Genomic DNA, 18,730 nt, shown 5'->3' with positions numbered 1-18,730 from the left:
CCTACTTGCGGATCAGGCGCGGGTTGCCGCGCAGAGCTGCAAGATCCGGCGCGCCAATGCCGAACATCGCCGTCCTTAGCTCCAGCTCCACCTGTGCCAGCGCATGGTCCAGCGCTTCCTCAGACTGTACTGCCGGGCCTAGCAGATTCCGGCCGAAGCCGGCCAGATCAGCGCCAAGCGCCAGCGCCTTCGCTGCATCTACTCCATGCCTCAGCCCGCCGCTGCCGATAAGCGCGCCCTGCGGTGAAGCCGCCCGCACCCCGGCAATGCATTCGGCGGTGGGAATTCCCCAGTCGGCAAAGGCCTCCGCCGCCGCGCGCCGCACCGGATCGCTGCTGCGGAACTTCTCGACCTGGCTCCAGGAGGTGCCGCCTGCACCGGCCACATCTATAAAAGCCGCCCCGGCATTGTACAGCCTGACCGCTGTCTCGCCGTCGATGCCCCAGCCGACTTCTTTCACGCCTACCGGCACCTCAAGCGTCCGGCATACCTTCTCGATCTCTTGAAGCAGGGAAGCAAAACCCGTGTTGCCTTCCGGCTGAAACACCTCCTGCAGCCCGTTCAGGTGCAGCACCAGCCAGTCGGCGCCGGCAATCTCCACCGCCCGGCGGCATTCTTCCACGCCAAATCCATAGCTTAGCTGCACAGCGCCAATATTGGCAATGACCGGAATTCCCGGGGCCATGCCGCGTACATGAAAGGTCTCGGCCAGCTCGGAGCGTTCCACAGCTGCTCGCACCGAACCTACACCAAGCGCCCAGCCCCGGCGCTCGGCTGCTTCCGCCAGCCGGGCATTGATTGCCCCGGTAGCCTTGCTCCCGCCGGTCATGGAGCTGATCAGCAGCGGTGTGCGCAGCTCCCTCCCCAAGAAGGTCGTACGCAGCGCGATATCGTCAAAGTTCAGCTCCGGAAGCGCATTATGCCGGAACCGGTAATGCTCGAACCCGCTCGTTATCCCGGTGCCGCCGACCTCCTCGTTCAGGCAGAGGCGCACATGCTCAATTTTGCGCTCACCCGTTGTGGATGAAGGCAGCAGAGATGTATGCCCTGCACTGTCTGCAGTCTGCGGATCTCCGCCAGGCTCCGGGCTGAACCGTTCCTTTACTTGCCGGGGCCCTTCATCCTGCGGCATATGATTCATCCTGACTCCCTCCATTTCCATAGCATGCTTCATTATAGCATCGCCGCAGAGCAATTTACAGAAAGGGCCCCCCTTGTATCACGTCAGGACAATGGCATAAGGTATCAGAGGTTCAGCCAAGCTGTAGATTGGTCGATTTGGCAGCTGCTGCTTCACTTCTCCCCCACGGGTGTTAATAGGTTGTTACAATGCCAACGCAGGCTACAAGAACTGGCTTGACACTGCGGATACTCAGGAGGATTAACCCATGAATCGACGCAAACATCCCATTATGCCCGCAACCCTTCAATCTACTTATAATATGGAATTGGACTTATCCTTTGCTGCAAAAAAACGCTTCCCCCCAAGCCGCCGCTTATGGCTGCTTGCTGCTGCTGTGCTCGTATTATGGCTGGCTGGTGTGATGATTTACCAGACCCATAAACTGCTGCCTCCGGGCCTTTCTTCTGAAAGCCCGGTGTACAAGGTTCAAAATGTGCACTTTTGGCATGATTTAACCTACCAGGGCGACAACGGGTCGCAGCACCGGGAAGAGCAGATCCTGCCGAGGATACTGCAAATTATCGAAGAATCGCGGGAGTTTCTGGTCGTTGACTTATTTCTGTTCAATGGGTATACCCATAAGGATCAGCAGTTTCCTGCGGTCAGCCGGGAGCTTTCCGATAAGCTTATCGCGCAGAAAATAGCGTACCCCGCTATGGATGTTGTCTTTATCACCGATGAGGTCAACACTAATTACGGCTCTGCCCCCAATCCTCTGCTGGAAGAGATGAAAGCCGCGGGAATTAAAGTCATTCTGACTGATGTAGACGCGCTGCGCGACTCTACTCCTGCCTACTCAGCCGTATGGCGGACCTTTATCCAGTGGTTTGGGCAGACCGGTACAGGCTGGATTCCTAATCTTATGGCCAGCGGAGGGCCTTATATCACAGCCCGCTCATATATGAAGCTGCTGAATGTAAAGGCCAATCACCGCAAAGTTGTAGTCAGCGAGAATACAGCTCTGGTATCCTCCGGCAATGTCCATGACGCCAGTGCTTATCATTCCAATATCGCGCTGGAGGTAAGCGGTCCCGTTATCGCTGATATCCTGAAGACTGAGCAGGCCGCAGCAGACCTGTCCGGAGCAGGTCCGCTGCTTAGCAAAGATCCCGTACTCACGGGGAGCGAAACTGCCGCAGGCGGTCCGCTGGAGGTACGATATTTAACCGAGGGCAAGGTAAACAAATACGCCCTTGAAGGAATCCGTGCGGCCCAGAAGGGCGACATCCTCTGGATGGGCATGTTCTATCTTGCCGACGACACCATTATTGATGCACTGCAGGAAGCATCCGCACGCGGCGCAGAGGTGCGCCTCCTGCTGGACCCGAACCAAAACGCCTTTGGCCGTGATAAAATCGGCATCCCGAACCGTCCGGTGGCCTGGGAACTAAACCGGCGTTCGGATGGCAAGATTGCTATCCGCTGGTACAACACGGGCAAGGAGCAGTATCATACCAAACTCTTGTTCATTGCCAAAGCGACCGGCAGCTCAATCGTCCTCGGCGGCTCCACCAACTTCACGGCCCGCAACCTGGACGACTATAATCTGGAGAATAATCTCTGGGTGTCCGTGCCGCAGGATCAGCCGCTCTATGCGGAGATGGAGAGCTACTTCAACACAATTTGGAACAATGAGGGGGCGGAATACAGCCTGCCCTTGGAGGATTACCAAAGCGAGGTGACCTGGCTCAAATATATAATTTACCGTATGCAGACCCGCTTGGGTCTGACAACATTCTGATCTACAGAAAACCGCCGGAAAGCTGCAATCAGCTTCTTCCGGCGGTTTTTTACTTGTCCGTTATCTTTCCGTACTCAGAGCAGCGGCGACATCAGCCGGGCTGCAGATTCCAGCATCCGCTCCAGGAGACGTTTATTCATGAAGGTCTCATGTACAATCTGGCGGGTTGACAGCAGATCCCGTTCAAAATCAGCAACGATCCGGGAGACGCTCTCTGTCTGCAGCAGCAGCGCATTGACCTCAAAGTTCAAGTGAAAGCTGCGCATGTCCATGTTTGCAGTACCAATTGTGGCTATCTCACCATCGGTAATCAGCAGCTTGGAGTGAATGAAGCCCTTCTCGTATTCGTAGATCTTCACACCCGATTCCAGCAAGGCCGGGAAGTAGGAATGCGACGCCAGAAACGGCAGCCATTTATCCGGTTTGGCGGGGAACAGCAGCCGCACATCAAGTCCGGACATTGCCGCTACACGCAGGGCGGTCAAGATATCCTCATCCGGAATAAAGTACGGGCTGGCAATCCAGACCGATTTCTCTGCGGAGGTAATCATGGAGAAAAAGATATTCTTCAGCGCACGCCGTTCGTTATCCGGTCCGCTGGCAATAATCTGCACAGCTCCATCCCCGGCTGTGAACCGCAGCTGTGGCGAGAGGTAGTCCTGCTCCAGTATTTTCTCACCCGTTGTATGCATCCAGTCCTGCAGAAAGATAATCTGCATCGTACGCACTGCCTCGCCTCTGAGCAGCATGTGGGTATCGCGCCAGAAGCCGTACGTTTTGCTGCGGCTTAAGTATTCATCACCAACATTAAGCCCGCCCATAAATCCGACATCGCCGTCTATGACAACAATTTTGCGGTGATTCCGGTAATTAACCCTGCTGGAGAAAAAAGAGGTGGAGTTGCCGTATGAGGCAACCTGCACTCCTGCATCGCTTAATTCCTTAAGAAACGCTTTGGAAAGCTGAATACTTCCTACAGCGTCATACATAAATCTGACCGTAACACCCGCACGGGCCTTCTCGATCAGAATTTGCTGAATGCGGGTGCCGATATGATCTGCCCGAAAAATATAATATTCCATATGAATATGATGCTGGGCCTGCCGTAGCTCCAGCAGCAGAGTGCCGAAGGTTTCTTCCCCATTGGTAAGAATCCGCGTTTCTGAATTAAAAGAAATCGGCGTCCGCGCGAGCCTCTGGGATAATCCCAGCAGCTTCTGGCGGGCAGGATCAAAGACCGACCAGTCCTGGTGCATCCGCAGGGCATCATTTTCAATCCGTTCATAAGCCATGAGGTCCCGCTGGGCCTTCTTATCATATTTACGCCGTTTGAACACATTTTGTCCGAACAGGAAATAAAAGACGAGTCCCACTACCGGAATCAGGGCAAGCAGCAGAATCCAGGCCATCGTTGTGGAGGGGTTGCGATTCTCCATAAAAATCCCCAGACCGATCGAAATGACGGTCAACGTGGAGAAAATACTGATGATTGTACCGGCGGTACTTCCAAGTAAACCAAAACCAAAATAATAAAATGCCAGTAAAGCCCCGATAATGATTATCGCCTGCAATCCTCTTCTCATATGCAACCTACCTTCTCTTTCTTCCGTACATCACTAAAATGACACATTTATATATTACATGAATAATCTCTTTCTTCCTACTGGAATCGTCTGCAAAACAAAAATTTCAATAATAAGCTAAACTCTCCATACAGGAATTTGTATTGCCGCAAATTATATAATATAATCAGCTTGACCTTAGAGTCATTTACAGAACCCAATAGTCAGGAAAGGAGTTATACCTCTTTGTGATTGACAAAAACGCAAACAAAAAAGAACAGATTATCAAAACAGCCATGCAGCTATTCGCTGTAAAAGGCTCATCCTCCACCTCTATGCAGGAAATTGCTGAGCTATGCGGAATCTCCAAGGGCAGCCTGTACCTGGTGTTCAAGTCCAAGGAAGAGCTGGAACGCAGCATTTACATATATTGCTTCCGCATGATTCGTGATCCCCTGCAGCGCGAGGAATTGGAGAGCCGGAGAAGCCCGCGGGAGAAGCTGCGCAACCAGGTCGAGATCCTGCTTAATCATGTATACGAGCTTCGCGAGTTTTTGCAGCGTCAAATTCAGGAATTTGCCGGAAAAGGCGTAATGGAAGTGCCGGAATGGCTACGCAAGAGCAACGCTCCCCTGCTGACCTGGTTCCAGAATAAACTCGAAACCCTGTACGGGCCCGATATTCTGGCTTATACAGGAGACCTAAGCCTGCTTGGGAGCGGGATGATCCACTCCTATATCCGGGTTATTTTCAATCAAGGATCGCCTGTATCTATCGCACGTATGGCCGACCATCTTATGGATCTGCTGGACATCGTTGTCGCGGGTCTGCTCGCCGGCAAGCCTGATCCCCTGATTTCCTCCGCTTTCCTCATACAGTGGCTGGAGGAACACGGAGACAACCCGCGCAAAAGTCCGCTGCAGCTGATCAAAGAAATGAAGGTATTGCTCAGCGCTACTTCCGCCGTAGACACGCAAAGTCTGGAAGAAGGGCTTGAATCTCTGGGAATTCTGGAAAGTGAGATTCTCATGCCACATCCACGTAAGGCAATTGTCCGGGGAATGCTGTCCAACCTGCAGAGCTACCCTGCGCTGGACAAGGAACTGCAGGATCTGAATAAGCTGATTTCTCCTTACATGCAGAACACATGCGGTTTATATTAACCCTTAAGACCAAAGGAAGTGGAAACAGAGAGAAGACGTCCGGATAGGCAGTGCCAGTAAATATAAATAGAGGCTTTCCACAGGAAAGTCCGAGAGGAGCAGAAACACTACTTATGAAAAGCTTAATTAATTTCTCGCTTAAGAATAAATTCGCGATATGGCTGCTAACCATTATTATTGTATTCGCCGGTTTGTACAGCGGCCTGACCATGAAGCAGGAAACTCTGCCTAATATCAGTATTCCTTATCTCAGCGTGACAACGATTTATCCAGGTGCAGCACCGGAGGGTGTTGTGAATGATGTCAGCAAGCCGCTGGAGCAGAAGCTCCGCAATGTGGATGGCGTCAAGATGATCACTTCCACCTCGCTCGAGAATGCTTCCAACATCCAAATCGAGTTTGATTACGGCGCGAATCTGGATAATGCCACAGCAGCCGTTCGTGAAGCCTTGAACGATGTCGCTCTGCCGGAGGATGCCCAGAAGCCGACCATTTCCCGCTTCAGCCTGAGCTCACTGCCAGTTATCTCGCTGAGTCTGTCCGATGACAAATCCGGGGATCTGGAAGAGCTGACCCGCATCGCGGAGAATGATATCCGTCCTGCCCTGGAGGATATCGAAGGTGTTGCTTCCGTGCAGATTTCCGGGCAATACGTCAAGGAGGTCTCCCTGAAATTCAACCAGGACAAACTGAAGCAATACGGGCTGACAGAGGATACCATTAAAGGCCTCGTTCAAGCCTCCTCTCTGCGTGTTCCGCTGGGACTGTTCGAAATGGAGAAATCACAAAAGGCCGTTGTTGTAGACGGCAATATTACTACAGTAGACGATCTTAAGAATTTGACGATTCCGCTTGTGCCTTCAGCTGCGGGCGCACAAGCAGGTTCAGGTGCTGGTGGTGCTGCTAGTGCCGGTGGTGGTGCTGTTGCTGGTGGTGGTGGTGCTGTTGCCGGTGGTGCCGGTGCAGCCGGTACTGGTACTGCTGGTAGTGGTTCCGCCGGAACAGGCGCGGGCGCGGGAGTACCAACTGGCCTGCCGACGGTGAAGCTGGGTGAACTTGCCTCCATTGAGGTTATCGGCAAGTCCGAATCTATCTCCCGTACCAACGGCAAAGAATCTATCGGGATTCAAATTGTTAAGTCCAATGACGCCAATACCGTTGAAGTTGTAAACAGCGTTAAAGATACAACGAAAGAATTGAAGCAGCAGTATAAATCTATGGATCTTACGGTTCTGCTCGACCAAGGCAAGCCGATTGAGGATTCCGTAAACACTATGCTGTCCAAGGCAGTCTTTGGCGCTTTGTTCGCCGTACTGATCATTCTGCTGTTCCTGCGGAATATCCGTTCAACTATCATCTCGATCATTTCTATTCCCTTGTCGCTGCTTATCGCTGTTCTATGCCTGCGTCAAATGGATATCACGCTCAATATGATGACGCTCGGCGCGATGACCGTAGCTATCGGGCGGGTTGTCGATGACTCGATTGTCGTCATTGAGAATATATACCGGCGTATGACGTTGTCGGGTGAGAAGCTGCGCGGCCGGGAGCTGATCAGCGCGGCTACAAGCGAAATGTTCGTGCCGATTATGTCTTCTACAATTGTAACGATCGCCGTATTCCTTCCGCTTGCTTTTGTCAGCGGCATGGTGGGGGAACTGTTTCTGCCGTTTGCACTGACCATGGTATTCTCCCTGCTCGCTTCTCTGGTTGTGGCGATCACACTTGTGCCGGCACTGGCGCATACGCTGTTCCGTAACGGACTGAAGAAAGGCAAGAAAAACCATGAAGAGAAACCGGGCAAAATGGCTCTGGGTTATCAAAAGATTCTGAACTGGTGCCTTTCCCATAAGCTGGTTACTTTCGGGGTCGCGGTTCTGTTGCTGGTTGGCAGCTTGTTCCTGATCAAACCGATCGGGGTAAGCTTCATGCCTTCACAGGAAGATAAAAGTGTCATCATGACCTATGCGCCAAAAGCCGGGCAAACCGCTGAAGATGTCCAGGAACAAGGACTGAAGGCTGAGAAGTACATTCTGGCCCAAGAGCATATCGAGAACATGCAATACTCCATCGGTGGCGGTGGATTTATGGGAATGGGCTCCAGCAATTCAGGTCTCTTCTATATTACCTATGACAGTGATACTCCAGATTTCGATACAGTTAAGGAAAATCTGATTGAAGGGCTGACCAAGGAGGTTCCTGAAGGCGTGTGGGGCGATATGTCCGGCATGATGGGCGGAGGCCTTGGCGGCAATACGCTGACCGTGAATATTTTTGGTGACACCTTGGATCAGTTGAAACCGGTAGCCGATGAGATAGCAGGCATCGTGAATGCCGATACCGCTAATTTCAAGGATGGGGAAACCAGCCTTGCTGAAGGTTACGAACAATACACCGTGGTTGCCGATCAAGCGAAGCTAAGTTCGCTTGGCCTCACTGCCGGACAGATTGCCATGAAGCTGAGTCCGGTTAATGCCCGCCCTGTAATGACAGAGGTGGAAGTGGATGGCAAAAACTATAATGTCTATATTGAAGCCGACACCCATACGTACAGCAGTATTCAGGAAATGGAGGAGGCTACGCTGACCTCACCGCTGGGCTTTACAGTGCCGATCGGCGAAGTGGCAAAGATTGAGAACGGCACATCTCCGGACTCAATTACCCGCATTGACGGCAAAATGAGCGTTAATGTGACCGCTGAAATCATTGCTGCCGATGTAAACAGCGCTTCAAATGACGTGAAGGAAAAGATCGACGCCCTGAAGCTGCCTGACGGAGTTACCATCTCCTTCGGCGGCGTTACCGAACAAATCAATGAAACCTTCGGCCAGCTCGGACTTGCGATGGCGGCCGCTATTGCCATTGTATATTTTGTGCTTGTGGTTACTTTCGGTGGCGGTCTGGCACCATTCGCGATCCTGTTCTCACTGCCATTCACTGTAATCGGAGCACTCGTCGCTCTATTGCTGGCAGGAGAAACCCTAAACGTCTCCTCGCTGATGGGGGCACTGATGCTGATCGGTATCGTCGTAACGAATGCGATCGTACTGATCGACCGGGTTATTCACAAGGAAAAAGAAGGGATGTCTACCCGTCAGGCACTGCTTGAAGCCGGAGGCACCCGCTTGCGTCCAATTCTAATGACGGCTCTCGCCACGATCGGCGCTCTGCTGCCGCTGGTTACAGGACTTGAGAACAGCGCCGGCATTATCTCTAAAGGACTTGGCGTGACCGTTATTGGCGGTCTGATCAGCTCCACCCTGCTGACACTGGTCGTTGTACCTGTAGTCTATGAATTCCTAATGAAATTCCGCAGCAAAAAGGTTATTGAATAGAGCTAAGGACACTAACCAAAAGTTCATAAACAAGGCGCCTTTCCACAATTTGGAGAGGCGCCTTTTGTTTGTGCTTAATATGAAAGCATACATAGTCTATAGATAGCGGCCGGTTACCGTTACTTGGTCCAGGTTAAACCATGGCTGCCGCGCTGCTCTCCAGCGAAGACTTCCAGGCGCGCAGCATCTGCAGATCCTGCGGCAGAAATTCCTCCAGCATATGGCTCAGCCCCAGATATAAAGGACTGTCTGTAGCTGCATTCAGTCTTTCGCAGAATTGTGGTGTCCATTTCAGTAAGTGCTCTTCCAGGAAGTTCTCCTGGATTTCCAGCAATTCCATGGCGCTTCTCACCGAGAAGCTGTTGTACAGCATCCGTTCATGGAGCACGGCCATGAATTCCAGCTCAATAGCGATATGGTCATCGGCTTCGCCGCCGCATTTCTTGAACACAATCCCCGCCGAAGCGTATACATCGGAGAGCACATTGCAGAATTCTTGCTCACGGCCCAACTGGGCGGCTTCACGCGGCAGTTCGTTCATCAGCCGCTTGTATTCGCGGTTCTCCTTCTCGCAGATCAGCGGAAGCTGGGCAGGCTCCTGGCTGCACAGATAACGCTTCAGCTCCCTTCCGCCCTCCGTCATTTCCGCCGCTACGCTCATTTGGCGGTTGCGGCTCCACTGGGCAACCAGCGAAAGCGTTGGTTTTCTCCCGTAAAAGTCAACTAAAATCTGATATATTAATCCCCGGCTCTCCAGCCAGCGGCTAAATGCCTCCGGCACGACAAGTGATGGAACTGTTGTTATCGTCATTTTGCAAATCCTCCCTACTTGGTTTGACCGGATGCTGCACCCGCCGTTATTGCCGCGTGCATGCCCCGGTATCATAGCTGTGAGCTGCATCAAAAGTGAACATAGAATAGAGATGAATCTTTCACACTTAAATTATATCGAAATTGTAAAGCGCTTTCAGTGAGCATTTTATGACCATTCCCCGTAATTGTCGTACTATTGTCAAATTTAGACTTTGCCATTCCTCTTTTGTCCCCTATTAAAAGCTAACAATGCACGGTACCATTGACGGCAGCGGAAGCAATCTTTAAAATTTAAATAAGATACACAAATGAAGGGAGCAACGATATGGAACCGCTGACGGACCCTTTTGGACGTTTACATGACTATATCCGCATTTCGGTTACAGACCGCTGCAACCTGCGCTGCATTTATTGTATGCCGGCGGAAGGAATGCAATTCCAACCGCAGGAAGAGATTATGAGCTATGAAGAAATTACTGCTGTGGTGGAGGCGCTGGCGCCCCTGGGACTGAGCAAAGTCCGGCTGACCGGGGGAGAACCGCTGGTCCGTAAGGATTTAGAGAAGCTTGTATCCATGATTTCCGCTATACCGGGTATTAAAGATATATCATTAACCACGAACGGTCTCATGCTGCCGGCTAAAGCCGCCCTGCTGAAGCAGGCTGGCTTGTCACGGGTGAACATCAGCCTCGATTCGCTCAAACAGGAGCGCTTTGCGATGATTACCCGCGGCGGAGATGTTGCCAAGGTGCTGAAAGGCATAGAAGCCGCTGAAGCGGCAGGGCTCTCCCCGATCAAGCTGAATGTTGTGCTGATGAAAGGCATCAATGATGATGAAATTAAGGATTTCATCTCGCTGACCCTGCACAGCCCGCTGAATGTGCGGTTCATCGAATATATGCCGATCGGCAGCGCAAGCGATTCCTGGCGCCAGACTTATTTGCCGCTGGAAACGGTCGTCGAAGCCTGTACCGAAGCAGGCTGGGCAACTGAGGAAGCAGAGATGCCCTCGGGTAACGGCCCTTCGCAGAACCGGCGGGTGGTCGGAGCGCAGGGAACCTTCGGGCTGATCCACCCGGTCAGCGAGCATTTCTGCGATAACTGCAACCGGCTGCGGCTCACTGCGGACGGTCATATCAAAGCCTGCCTGTATTGGGCGGATGAGTACAACGTACGGCCTCTGACCGCTGATCCGGCGGCGGTGCAAGCCCTGTTCCGCCAGGCGCTCGGCAACAAGCCGCATAACCATGAGATGGCGCTGGCGCTGGAGAAAAAGGCGCAGAGCCATACTCCGACGGTTCGTCGCATGTCGCAAATCGGCGGCTAGCCTTTATGATTGCAAGTCAAAACGGATACCCTGCTGCCAGCAGCAGGGTATCCGTTTTTTCGGGAAAACAACTTACGGCAGCAGATTTGGAGCTAAAAGCTTACCCACAATTGAAAGCCCATATAGAGGGCAATTCCCCAGATCAGCACCGCCGAAGCCTTGTTCATCAGCCTGACCGCCTTGCCGGAGGAGTCGGCTTTCCCGAGCATTCTCCCTGCTGCCGCCAGTCCGATGAACCATACCCAGGATACCCCTGCAGCAGCTGCCGCGAACACCCAGCGTTCACTTCCGGCATATTGCAGTGCATTGGTGCCGATAACACCTACCGTGTCCATCAGAGCATGCGGATTCAGCAGGGACACCGACAAGGCATAACCCACCTGCCCTTTCAGCGATAGCCGTTTTGCTTCTCCTTTTGCCGGAGCGGCGGCCCATATTTTCCAGCCCATAAAACAAAGAAATAAGGTGCCCGCCCCCAAGACGGCCGGCGTCAGCCAATCCAGTGAGAGCAGAACCAGCGACACCCCGCCGACAGCAGCAGCAATAAGCAGACTATCGCACAGGGCAGCCGTCAGAATAACGGGCAGGGCACCGTGAAACTGCGGATGCAGCGCCCCTTGGTTAAAGACGAATATATTTTGTACCCCCAGCGGTAAAATAAGCCCAAAAGCCAATATTATTCCATGCACTATTGCATCCGTCATCATCCGGCTCCTTCCAGCCTGCCGTCTATTGCAAATCAACCTATGGCAACAACATACACGTCCGTCGCTGCACTATTGATCCTACTCCCCCTAACGGCTCAGGTAACCCTCCAAATCCTAAGGATACTACCCAACCAAATATAGTAGCCGGACGAAGCGTGATATACTCCAAGTAACAAAACACTTGTTCCAACAGCATTTACACCCTATATAAAGGAGCTAGTCCTTTGACGTGCCAACGCCAATCAGTTCATCCACTTACAGCCTCACCCTCGGCAGTTCCTCCAGTTCCATCCGCTTCCCTTGATGATTCTGCAAGCATAAGCGGCCATTGGAAGCCGGACCCCTCTTCACCGCTGCCGCTGCACAGACAAATCTCAGCCTATTTCATCAGCAAAATCTCCAGCGGCGCCTGGCCTCCCGGCATGCGGCTGATCCCGCAGCGCGAGCTATGCCGTCAGCTTGGCGTCAACCGCAGCACGGTTGTCACCGCACTCGGGCAGCTCGCTGCACTCGGCCTGATCGAAGGCAGTCGGGGCGGAGGAACCCGGGTTGCCGCTTCAAGCAGGGCTGGAGCCTCCGGGCCGGATGCAGCGGCCCGCTCCACTGGAGCTGCGGGCCAACTTGGCGGCAACTGGAATGACTACGTGGAGGAAGGCATCCACTACCCTAACCTGCCTGCGGTACAAGCCATCAACAGGCTTGAATATGAAGCGGGGCTGATCCGTCTCGGTACTGGTGAGCCTGCGCCCGGGCTGCTGCCCGGCGAGTCGATGCGGCAGGTGCTGCTCGGGCTGGCACAGAACCTGCTTCCGCCGCTCTCCTACGAGGAGCCGCTTGGCAGCCTTAGTCTTCGCAGAGCGGTCAGCCATGAGCTGTCGAAGAACGGAATAGCGGCCGATCCGTCTTCCATCCTCATTACCTCGGGCGCACTGCAGGGTCTGCAGCTCATTGCGCTGGGCCTGCTGCCGCGCGGCTCGACGGTGCTGCTGGAGAAGCCCTCCTACCTGTATTCCATCCACGCCTTCCAGTCGGCGGGAGTGAAATTCAGCGGCCTGCCGATGGACAAAGACGGCCTCTTAACAGATCAGCTGGCAGCCGCAGCCATCCGGAGCAAGGCGGCCATGCTCTACACCATCCCCAGCTTCCATAATCCCACCGGAATTCTGATGGGTGCGGGACGGCGGGACGCCTTAATGGACATTGCAGGCGGACTTGGACTGCCCATTCTCGAGGATGGCGCTTATCAGGATCTATGGCTGGATGGCCGCCCGCCCAACCCCCTGAAAGCCCGGGACCGCGAGGGAAGAGTGCTCCACCTGGGCACGCTGTCAAAGGCGGCAAGCCCAGGCCTGCGCATCGGCTGGATTGTCGGCCCGGAGCCGGTAGTCCGCCGGCTGGCCGATATCAAGATGCAGACCGATTACGGCGCAAGCTCCCTGTCGCAGCTCGCCGCCGCGCGCTGGCTGGAAGGCGGTTATCATGCGCAGCATCTCGTCTTGCTGCGCGGAAAATTGCGGCGGCGGCGCGATTTCATGCTGCAGCTGCTAGATATCCATTTTGCCGGGCTGGCTTCCTGGAGCATTCCGGCCGGAGGTTTCTACATCTGGCTCTCCCTGAACGGAGCTCTTTCGCTGCGCCGGCTCTTCAAGGCTGCACTACAGGCCGGAGTACTCCTAAATACAGGGGATCTGTATGACCGCAGCGACAGCAGACATCTCCGCCTGTCCTTCGCCTATGCCTCTGAGGATGAGATGGAGCATGGAATAGCCGCCTTGGCAAATATCATAAATAATCAAATGACATAAATTTAAATTTGTCATTTGTCATCCACCATGTTAAGCTGTACCTACCGAAGGGAGAATCCACCCGTGAACAAACCAAGCGCTTTTTTAAGTAAGACGGAAATATTGGACGCCGCTGAACAGACCTTGCGCAGGTTCGGGCCCGACAAAACCTCAGTGACGGACGTAGCCAAGCTGCTGGGCGTCAGCCATGGTACCTTGTACCGGCATTTTCCCAGCAAAGCGGCATTGCGGGAGGCTGTAACGGAAAGATGGCTGGAAGAGTTGATTCTTGGCCCTCTGACAGAGATCGCGGCAGCTGCGGCAGCCGGAAATGCTCTGGAGCAGCTAAGGAAATATATCGCAAAGCTGATCGAGCTTAAACATCACTACGCCGAGCAGGACAGCGAAATGTTCAAGATGTATGCATCTGTTACGGAAGAAGCCTCCGAGCTCATTGACACCCATATTCAGCGGATTATCAGCCAGATGGGCAGTGTAATCGACAAAGGCGTTCAGGAAGGCACAATTACGCCAATCGCCGGTACGGAGACGATTGCCCGTTCACTTTTTTACGCGACGGCCCGGTTCCACCATCCCTCCCATGCCTATGAATGGCATAGCGGAAGCATCGGACAGGAATTCGCACAGCTCTGGGCAATACTTGCCAGAGGCCTCGCGGCTGTCACCAGTTAAACCCGCTATCTTATACAAAACTAAGCGAACACTTCCGAAGCCAGTTTTGTCCGAAGCAGATTCTTATGAAGTAACGCTAACAAAACTTTAAGGAGGAACAATTCATGAATCAAAACCTGGAGGGTAAGGTAGCTATCATTACGGGGTCCTCTAGAGGGATCGGACGGAGCGTTGCGGAGAGACTGGCGGAGCAAGGGGCCGCTGTAATCATTAACTATTCCAGCAGTCCTAAACAAGCTGAGGCTGTGGTGCAGGGTATTCAGGGGAAAGGCGGAAAGGCAGCCGCCCTTCAGGCCGACATCAGTAAACCCGCGCAGATTGAGCAGTTGTTCAAGGATACCAAGGAGCTGTTCGGCAGGATTGATATCGTGGTCAACAACGCCGGAATTATGATAAACAGCCTCATTGGCACAGCTACCGAGGAGGAATTCGACAAGCAGTTTGCCATCAATGTCAAAGGGACCTACTTCTCCTGCCAGCAGGCCTTCTTCCATCTGGAAGAGGGCGGCCGGGTCATTAATTTCTCCACCTCGGTCAATGGCCAAATGTTCCCGGCTTACAGTATCTATGCCGGAACGAAAGGTGCAGTAGAACAATTCACCCGCCAGCTCGCCAAGGAATTCGGGGCCAAAGGCATTACAATCAACGCAGTTGCGCCGGGGCCGGTTGCCACGGATTTATTCCTCGAAGGCAAATCCGAGGCACAGCTTGAAGGGCTGAAGAAAGCCAATGCTTTTGGCCGCCTGGGCCAGCCTGAGGATATTGCCGGAGCCGTCAGCTTCCTCGCCGGGGAAGAGTCCCAGTGGATTACCGGACAAACGCTGCGCATAAACGGCGGATTTATTTAAGCCGCAATGGCAGGCTCACCGTACAAGCCGTCCCCTCACCGGGACGGCTTGTTACGTTTATCGTCCCGTTATGCAAATCTACGATTTTCTTCACCAGTGACAATCCCAGTCCGCTCCCGCCTCCGCTGGCGCTTCTTGCTTTATCGGCCTTGTAGAATCGTTCAAAGATGCGGGGCAGCTCCTCCTCGGCGATGCCTATGCCGCTGTCCCTGATTTCCACAATGGCTTGACCCTCTGCATGATGCACGCGTATGGTGATAAGCCCGCCCTCAGGGGTAAACTTGATACTGTTATGCAGCAGGTTGGTCCATACCTGGCTCATCAGATCCTGCACAGCGTCCACCGAAATCTCCTCCAGCTCGGCTTCCAACTCGATCTCTTTATCCAGCCACTGCGGCTCCGAGGCCAGAATCATATCTTGAAGCTGTTTGTCCAGCCGGTATGACTTCACTTCAAACGGAAAGCTGCCCGCCTCCAATGCCGACAGCTTCAGCAAATTGTCACTGAGCCCGGAGAGGCGGCTGCCCTCTGCTTCGATGATGTCCAGATAATGTCTCCGGTTGTCTGCACTAAGGCCCTCTTCCCGCAGCGCACGGGCGAACCCGCGAATCGAGGTGAGCGGCGACTGGATCTCATGTGAGACGTTGGAGATGAAATCCTGGCGCATAATCTCCATCCGGCCCAGCTCGCTGGCCATTTCATTAATCCCCTCCACGATTCCGCCAAACTGCCCATAACGCTTGCTGTTTTCCAGCTCCACCTTGAAATTGCCTTTGGAAATTTGCCGCATTGCTGTCAGGATGGGAATATAGAATGCTCTCTCATCCCCCCTGGCATGTCCGATAAGAGCCGTGGTACCGCCCACAACCAAAAGAATAAGAAACTGCAGCGCCATAACAAGCAGCCCCGATCCATAAGGGGACAGAGACCATTCAAAATGTCCCGACAGCAGCTTTACACCGTAATATCCCCCATTCCAGGAAGCATAGAGGGCAGCGATCAATATCCCCATTCCAAGGATTTCTCTCATAATCCTGCCAAGTCTTCTCATCCATTAACCACCTCCAGACGGTAGCCCAGCCCACGGATGGTGCGGATATTGAAGCCATATTTTTCCCAGGGGAAACGTTCGCGCAGACGGCCCACATGCACATCCAGCGTCCGTTCATTGCCCCCAAAATCATAACCCCAGATTTCTTCAATCAGCCTGTCGCGCGTCAATGTCTGCCCGGGATAGCTTGCCAGCTTGAACAGCAGCTCGAATTCCTTCAGCGGCAGCGTGATTTCCCCAAACTCCGAGGAGACTTCATAAGTCTTGCGGTTCATCCGCAAATTTCCGACGTTTACACTCTGTGCGGAGGAAATCTGGTACCGCTTCAGCAACGCTTTAACTCTGGCGATCAGCACCAGCGGTTCAAACGGCTTCACCAGATAATCGTCCGTGCCCAGCTCGAAGCCTTTAACAATTTGTGAGGTTTCCCCTTTGGCTGTCAACATCAGAATGGGAAAATCATAGCTTTTCCGCAGCGCGCGGCACAGCTCCCAGCCATCCATCTTCGGCATCATCACATCGATGATCGCCAGATCCACGCTGTTGTCCTCAAGCAGCCTCAGCGCCTCCACCCCATCGGAAGCGCCGTAGACCTCATCCATCCCCTCAGCTCTCAGAAACAGCTCCACCAATTCGCGGATGTGCGGATCGTCGTCCACTACCAGTATTTTGGCCATATTCTGCTGTAGCCTCCTCTTTACCACCCTCCAAAAGCTGCGGTGTGTTTATCTGCAGCTGCTGTTCCGCGAATTCCCGGTACAACTCGTGACTGCGCAGCAGCTCTTCGTGCGTTCCTTTGCCGGTGATCCGGCCTTTCTCTATAAAGATAATCTGATCCGCATTCACCACAGTTGCCAGTCTGTGGGCGATCACAATCGTGGTCCGGCCTTGCATAAGGTTCGATAACGCACTCTGCACCACTGCTTCGGACTGGCTGTCGAGACTGGAGGTAGCTTCGTCCAGCATCAGAATCTTCGGATCACGCAGCAGCGCCCTCGCGATGGCAATCCGCTGGCGCTGTCCGCCGGACAGCTTCACGCCCCGTTCCCCCACATCCGTCTGATAGCCGTCCGGAAGCTCACGGATAAAGCCGTCGGCATAGGCCATGGCCGCAGCACGGCGCATCTCCTCCTCGCTGATCTTCCGGTCCAGACCATAGCCGAGATTGTCGGCAATCGTGCCGGAGAGCAGCGGGCTTTCCTGCGAGACATACCCGATCAGCTTGCGCCAGGAACGCAGGGAAAATGCCGACAACGGCTTACCACCCGCCTTGATGACGCCATGCTGCGGTTCATAGAACCGTTCCAGCATTGAGAATAACGTCGTTTTGCCGCCTCCGCTTGGTCCGACAATCGCCGTAACCTGACCCGGCAGCATGGAGAAGCTGACCTTGTCCAGCACCTGTTCACCTGTTTTATAGCCAAAGCTTAAATCCTCTATAGCAATCGGTCCCTGCAATCCATCCGCTTCCTCTGACCCTTCATAAATCTCCTCTTCCGCAGCCAGTGTTTCAATGATCCGTTCCGAGGCACCTTTGGCCTTCTGCACCTGGGTGAAGAATTGGGTCAGCTGGGTGAGCGGCATCACGATCTGGATCAAATACAGAATAAAGGCTACCAATTCACCTGCAGTCAAGGCACCCGAGGACACCTGCATGCCGCCATAGCCGATAATGACGACAAGCAGCATCATGAACACAAACGAGACTAGCGGACTGATCATCGCACTGATTTTGCCCTCCCGGATGCCGAAGGACAGCAGATTCATAATTCCGGTCCGTCCGGCTTCATATTCCCTTTGCTCCGCGCCCGATGATTTCACCAGCCGGATTTCGGACAGCACACCGCTCAGTGTAGCGGTAAAGGACGCTGTTTCATCCTGAGTGCCCTTGGAGATTTTGTACATCTGCCGGCCCAGCGGCACCAGAATGAGTGCGGACAGCGGAAGCACCGTGAACAGCACCAGCGTCATTTTCCAGTTCAGATAGAGCAGTACTGATATCGAACCGACGATAGAGATTACCCCGGTAAATAAACTGGCCAAATGCTCGGAGATCAGCGTCTTGAGAATTCCGGTATCGTTTGTCATCCGGCTGACGCTTTCACCTGTACGGTTATCATTGTAGTAAGCCACCGGCAGCACAAGAAATTTGCGCCACAGCCGGTCGCGCAGTCCCGCGACAATCTTCTGCCCTACATAGTTCAGCAAATAAATGGAGACGCCTCCGGCAATTGTCTGGGCTACAAAAGCTCCGGCAATTCCCGCAATCTGCAGCTTGCTGATGGAGGCCAGCGAGAAGCCGTCCACCAGATTCTTAGTGAACATAGGAATGACCAGGCCCACCAGTGTCGATATCATACTAAGCCCTACCGCCAGAGCAAGCAGCCCGTAGGAGGGTTTCGTCTCATGCAGCAGTTTCAGGAACGGCTTCAAGGCCGCTCCCTGCTTCCGTGAAGATTTGGATTTATTCATAGAACTTCCTCTTTTCTGACGGATAGATCTCGGAGCTGTTCCGCTCCTGTC

General features: G+C 53.6%; 14 protein-coding genes. 7 read left to right on the top strand and 7 right to left on the bottom strand.

Annotation, left to right across the window (positions count from 1 at the left end; all coding sequences use genetic code 11):
* Window position 1: 1 nt before the first annotated feature.
* A complete protein-coding gene (gene fni, locus AC3WT9_RS27125) occupies window positions 2-1,132 on the bottom strand; it encodes a type 2 isopentenyl-diphosphate Delta-isomerase (protein WP_445745054.1) in 1,131 nt (376 codons plus the stop codon).
* Between the two features lie 256 nt (window positions 1,133-1,388).
* Between fni and AC3WT9_RS27120 the strand changes: the two genes are divergently transcribed.
* Window positions 1,389-2,924, top strand: a complete 1,536-nt coding sequence (locus AC3WT9_RS27120) for a phospholipase D family protein (RefSeq protein ID WP_492408259.1) — start codon at window positions 1,389-1,391, stop codon at window positions 2,922-2,924.
* 74 nt (window positions 2,925-2,998) lie between these two features.
* On the opposite strand, the gene cls is transcribed toward AC3WT9_RS27120, so the two are convergent.
* Complete coding sequence (cls, locus tag AC3WT9_RS27115) at window positions 2,999-4,507, bottom strand: cardiolipin synthase (protein WP_341380025.1); 1,509 nt, start codon at window positions 4,505-4,507, stop codon at window positions 2,999-3,001.
* Between the two features lie 227 nt (window positions 4,508-4,734).
* Here cls and AC3WT9_RS27110 point away from each other — a divergent pair, with 227 nt between their 5' ends.
* Window positions 4,735-5,649, top strand: coding sequence for a TetR/AcrR family transcriptional regulator (locus tag AC3WT9_RS27110; protein WP_341096853.1), 915 nt, complete (start codon window positions 4,735-4,737; stop codon window positions 5,647-5,649).
* A 113-nt stretch (window positions 5,650-5,762) separates the two neighbouring features.
* A complete protein-coding gene (locus tag AC3WT9_RS27105) occupies window positions 5,763-8,984 on the top strand; it encodes an efflux RND transporter permease subunit (protein WP_492408256.1) in 3,222 nt (1,073 codons plus the stop codon).
* A gap of 133 nt (window positions 8,985-9,117) precedes the next feature.
* Here the strand turns inward: AC3WT9_RS27105 and AC3WT9_RS27100 are convergent, their stop codons facing one another.
* Window positions 9,118-9,795 (bottom strand): TorD/DmsD family molecular chaperone, encoded by a 678-nt coding sequence (locus AC3WT9_RS27100; protein ID WP_341096858.1) that lies wholly within the window; start codon window positions 9,793-9,795, stop codon window positions 9,118-9,120.
* A gap of 327 nt (window positions 9,796-10,122) precedes the next feature.
* On the opposite strand from AC3WT9_RS27100, the gene moaA reads away from it, so the two are divergent.
* A complete protein-coding gene (moaA, locus tag AC3WT9_RS27095) occupies window positions 10,123-11,124 on the top strand; it encodes a GTP 3',8-cyclase MoaA (protein ID WP_341096860.1) in 1,002 nt (333 codons plus the stop codon).
* Window positions 11,125-11,216: 92 nt separating this feature from the next.
* Here moaA and AC3WT9_RS27090 read toward each other — a convergent pair whose 3' ends face one another.
* The gene (locus AC3WT9_RS27090; protein WP_341096861.1) at window positions 11,217-11,828 is read right to left on the bottom strand and encodes a LysE/ArgO family amino acid transporter; all 612 of its coding nucleotides are present in this window, start codon (window positions 11,826-11,828) and stop codon (window positions 11,217-11,219) included.
* 227 nt (window positions 11,829-12,055) lie between these two features.
* Between AC3WT9_RS27090 and AC3WT9_RS27085 the strand changes: the two genes are divergently transcribed.
* The 3 genes from AC3WT9_RS27085 (at window position 12,056) to AC3WT9_RS27075 (ending at window position 15,156) form a co-directional block, all read left to right on the top strand.
* Complete coding sequence (locus AC3WT9_RS27085; protein WP_341096862.1) at window positions 12,056-13,636, top strand: aminotransferase-like domain-containing protein; 1,581 nt, start codon at window positions 12,056-12,058, stop codon at window positions 13,634-13,636.
* A gap of 63 nt (window positions 13,637-13,699) precedes the next feature.
* Window positions 13,700-14,308, top strand: a complete 609-nt coding sequence (locus AC3WT9_RS27080; protein ID WP_492408252.1) for a TetR/AcrR family transcriptional regulator — start codon at window positions 13,700-13,702, stop codon at window positions 14,306-14,308.
* A 104-nt stretch (window positions 14,309-14,412) separates the two neighbouring features.
* Window positions 14,413-15,156, top strand: a complete 744-nt coding sequence (locus tag AC3WT9_RS27075) for an SDR family oxidoreductase (protein WP_492408249.1) — start codon at window positions 14,413-14,415, stop codon at window positions 15,154-15,156.
* Here the strand turns inward: AC3WT9_RS27075 and AC3WT9_RS27070 are convergent.
* From AC3WT9_RS27070 to AC3WT9_RS27060, 3 genes are read right to left on the bottom strand one after another with little or no spacing between them, the layout of a single operon-like run.
* Window positions 15,149-16,207, bottom strand: a complete 1,059-nt coding sequence (locus AC3WT9_RS27070; protein ID WP_341096867.1) for a sensor histidine kinase — start codon at window positions 16,205-16,207, stop codon at window positions 15,149-15,151. The genes AC3WT9_RS27075 and AC3WT9_RS27070 overlap by 8 nt on opposite strands.
* On the bottom strand, window positions 16,204-16,884 hold the full coding sequence (locus AC3WT9_RS27065; RefSeq protein ID WP_492408247.1) for a response regulator transcription factor: 681 nt from the start codon (window positions 16,882-16,884) through the stop codon (window positions 16,204-16,206). Before AC3WT9_RS27065 ends, AC3WT9_RS27070 begins: the two co-directional genes overlap by 4 nt.
* On the bottom strand, window positions 16,814-18,679 hold the full coding sequence (locus AC3WT9_RS27060; protein WP_492408245.1) for an ABC transporter ATP-binding protein: 1,866 nt from the start codon (window positions 18,677-18,679) through the stop codon (window positions 16,814-16,816). Before AC3WT9_RS27060 ends, AC3WT9_RS27065 begins: the two co-directional genes overlap by 71 nt.
* Window positions 18,680-18,730: the final 51 nt, after the last annotated feature.

Source organism: Paenibacillus sp. EB106-06-01-XG199 (genome assembly GCF_058791575.1).
The sequence above is the reverse complement of the archived record's forward strand: the minus strand, read 5'-3'. Positions and strand labels throughout refer to the sequence as shown.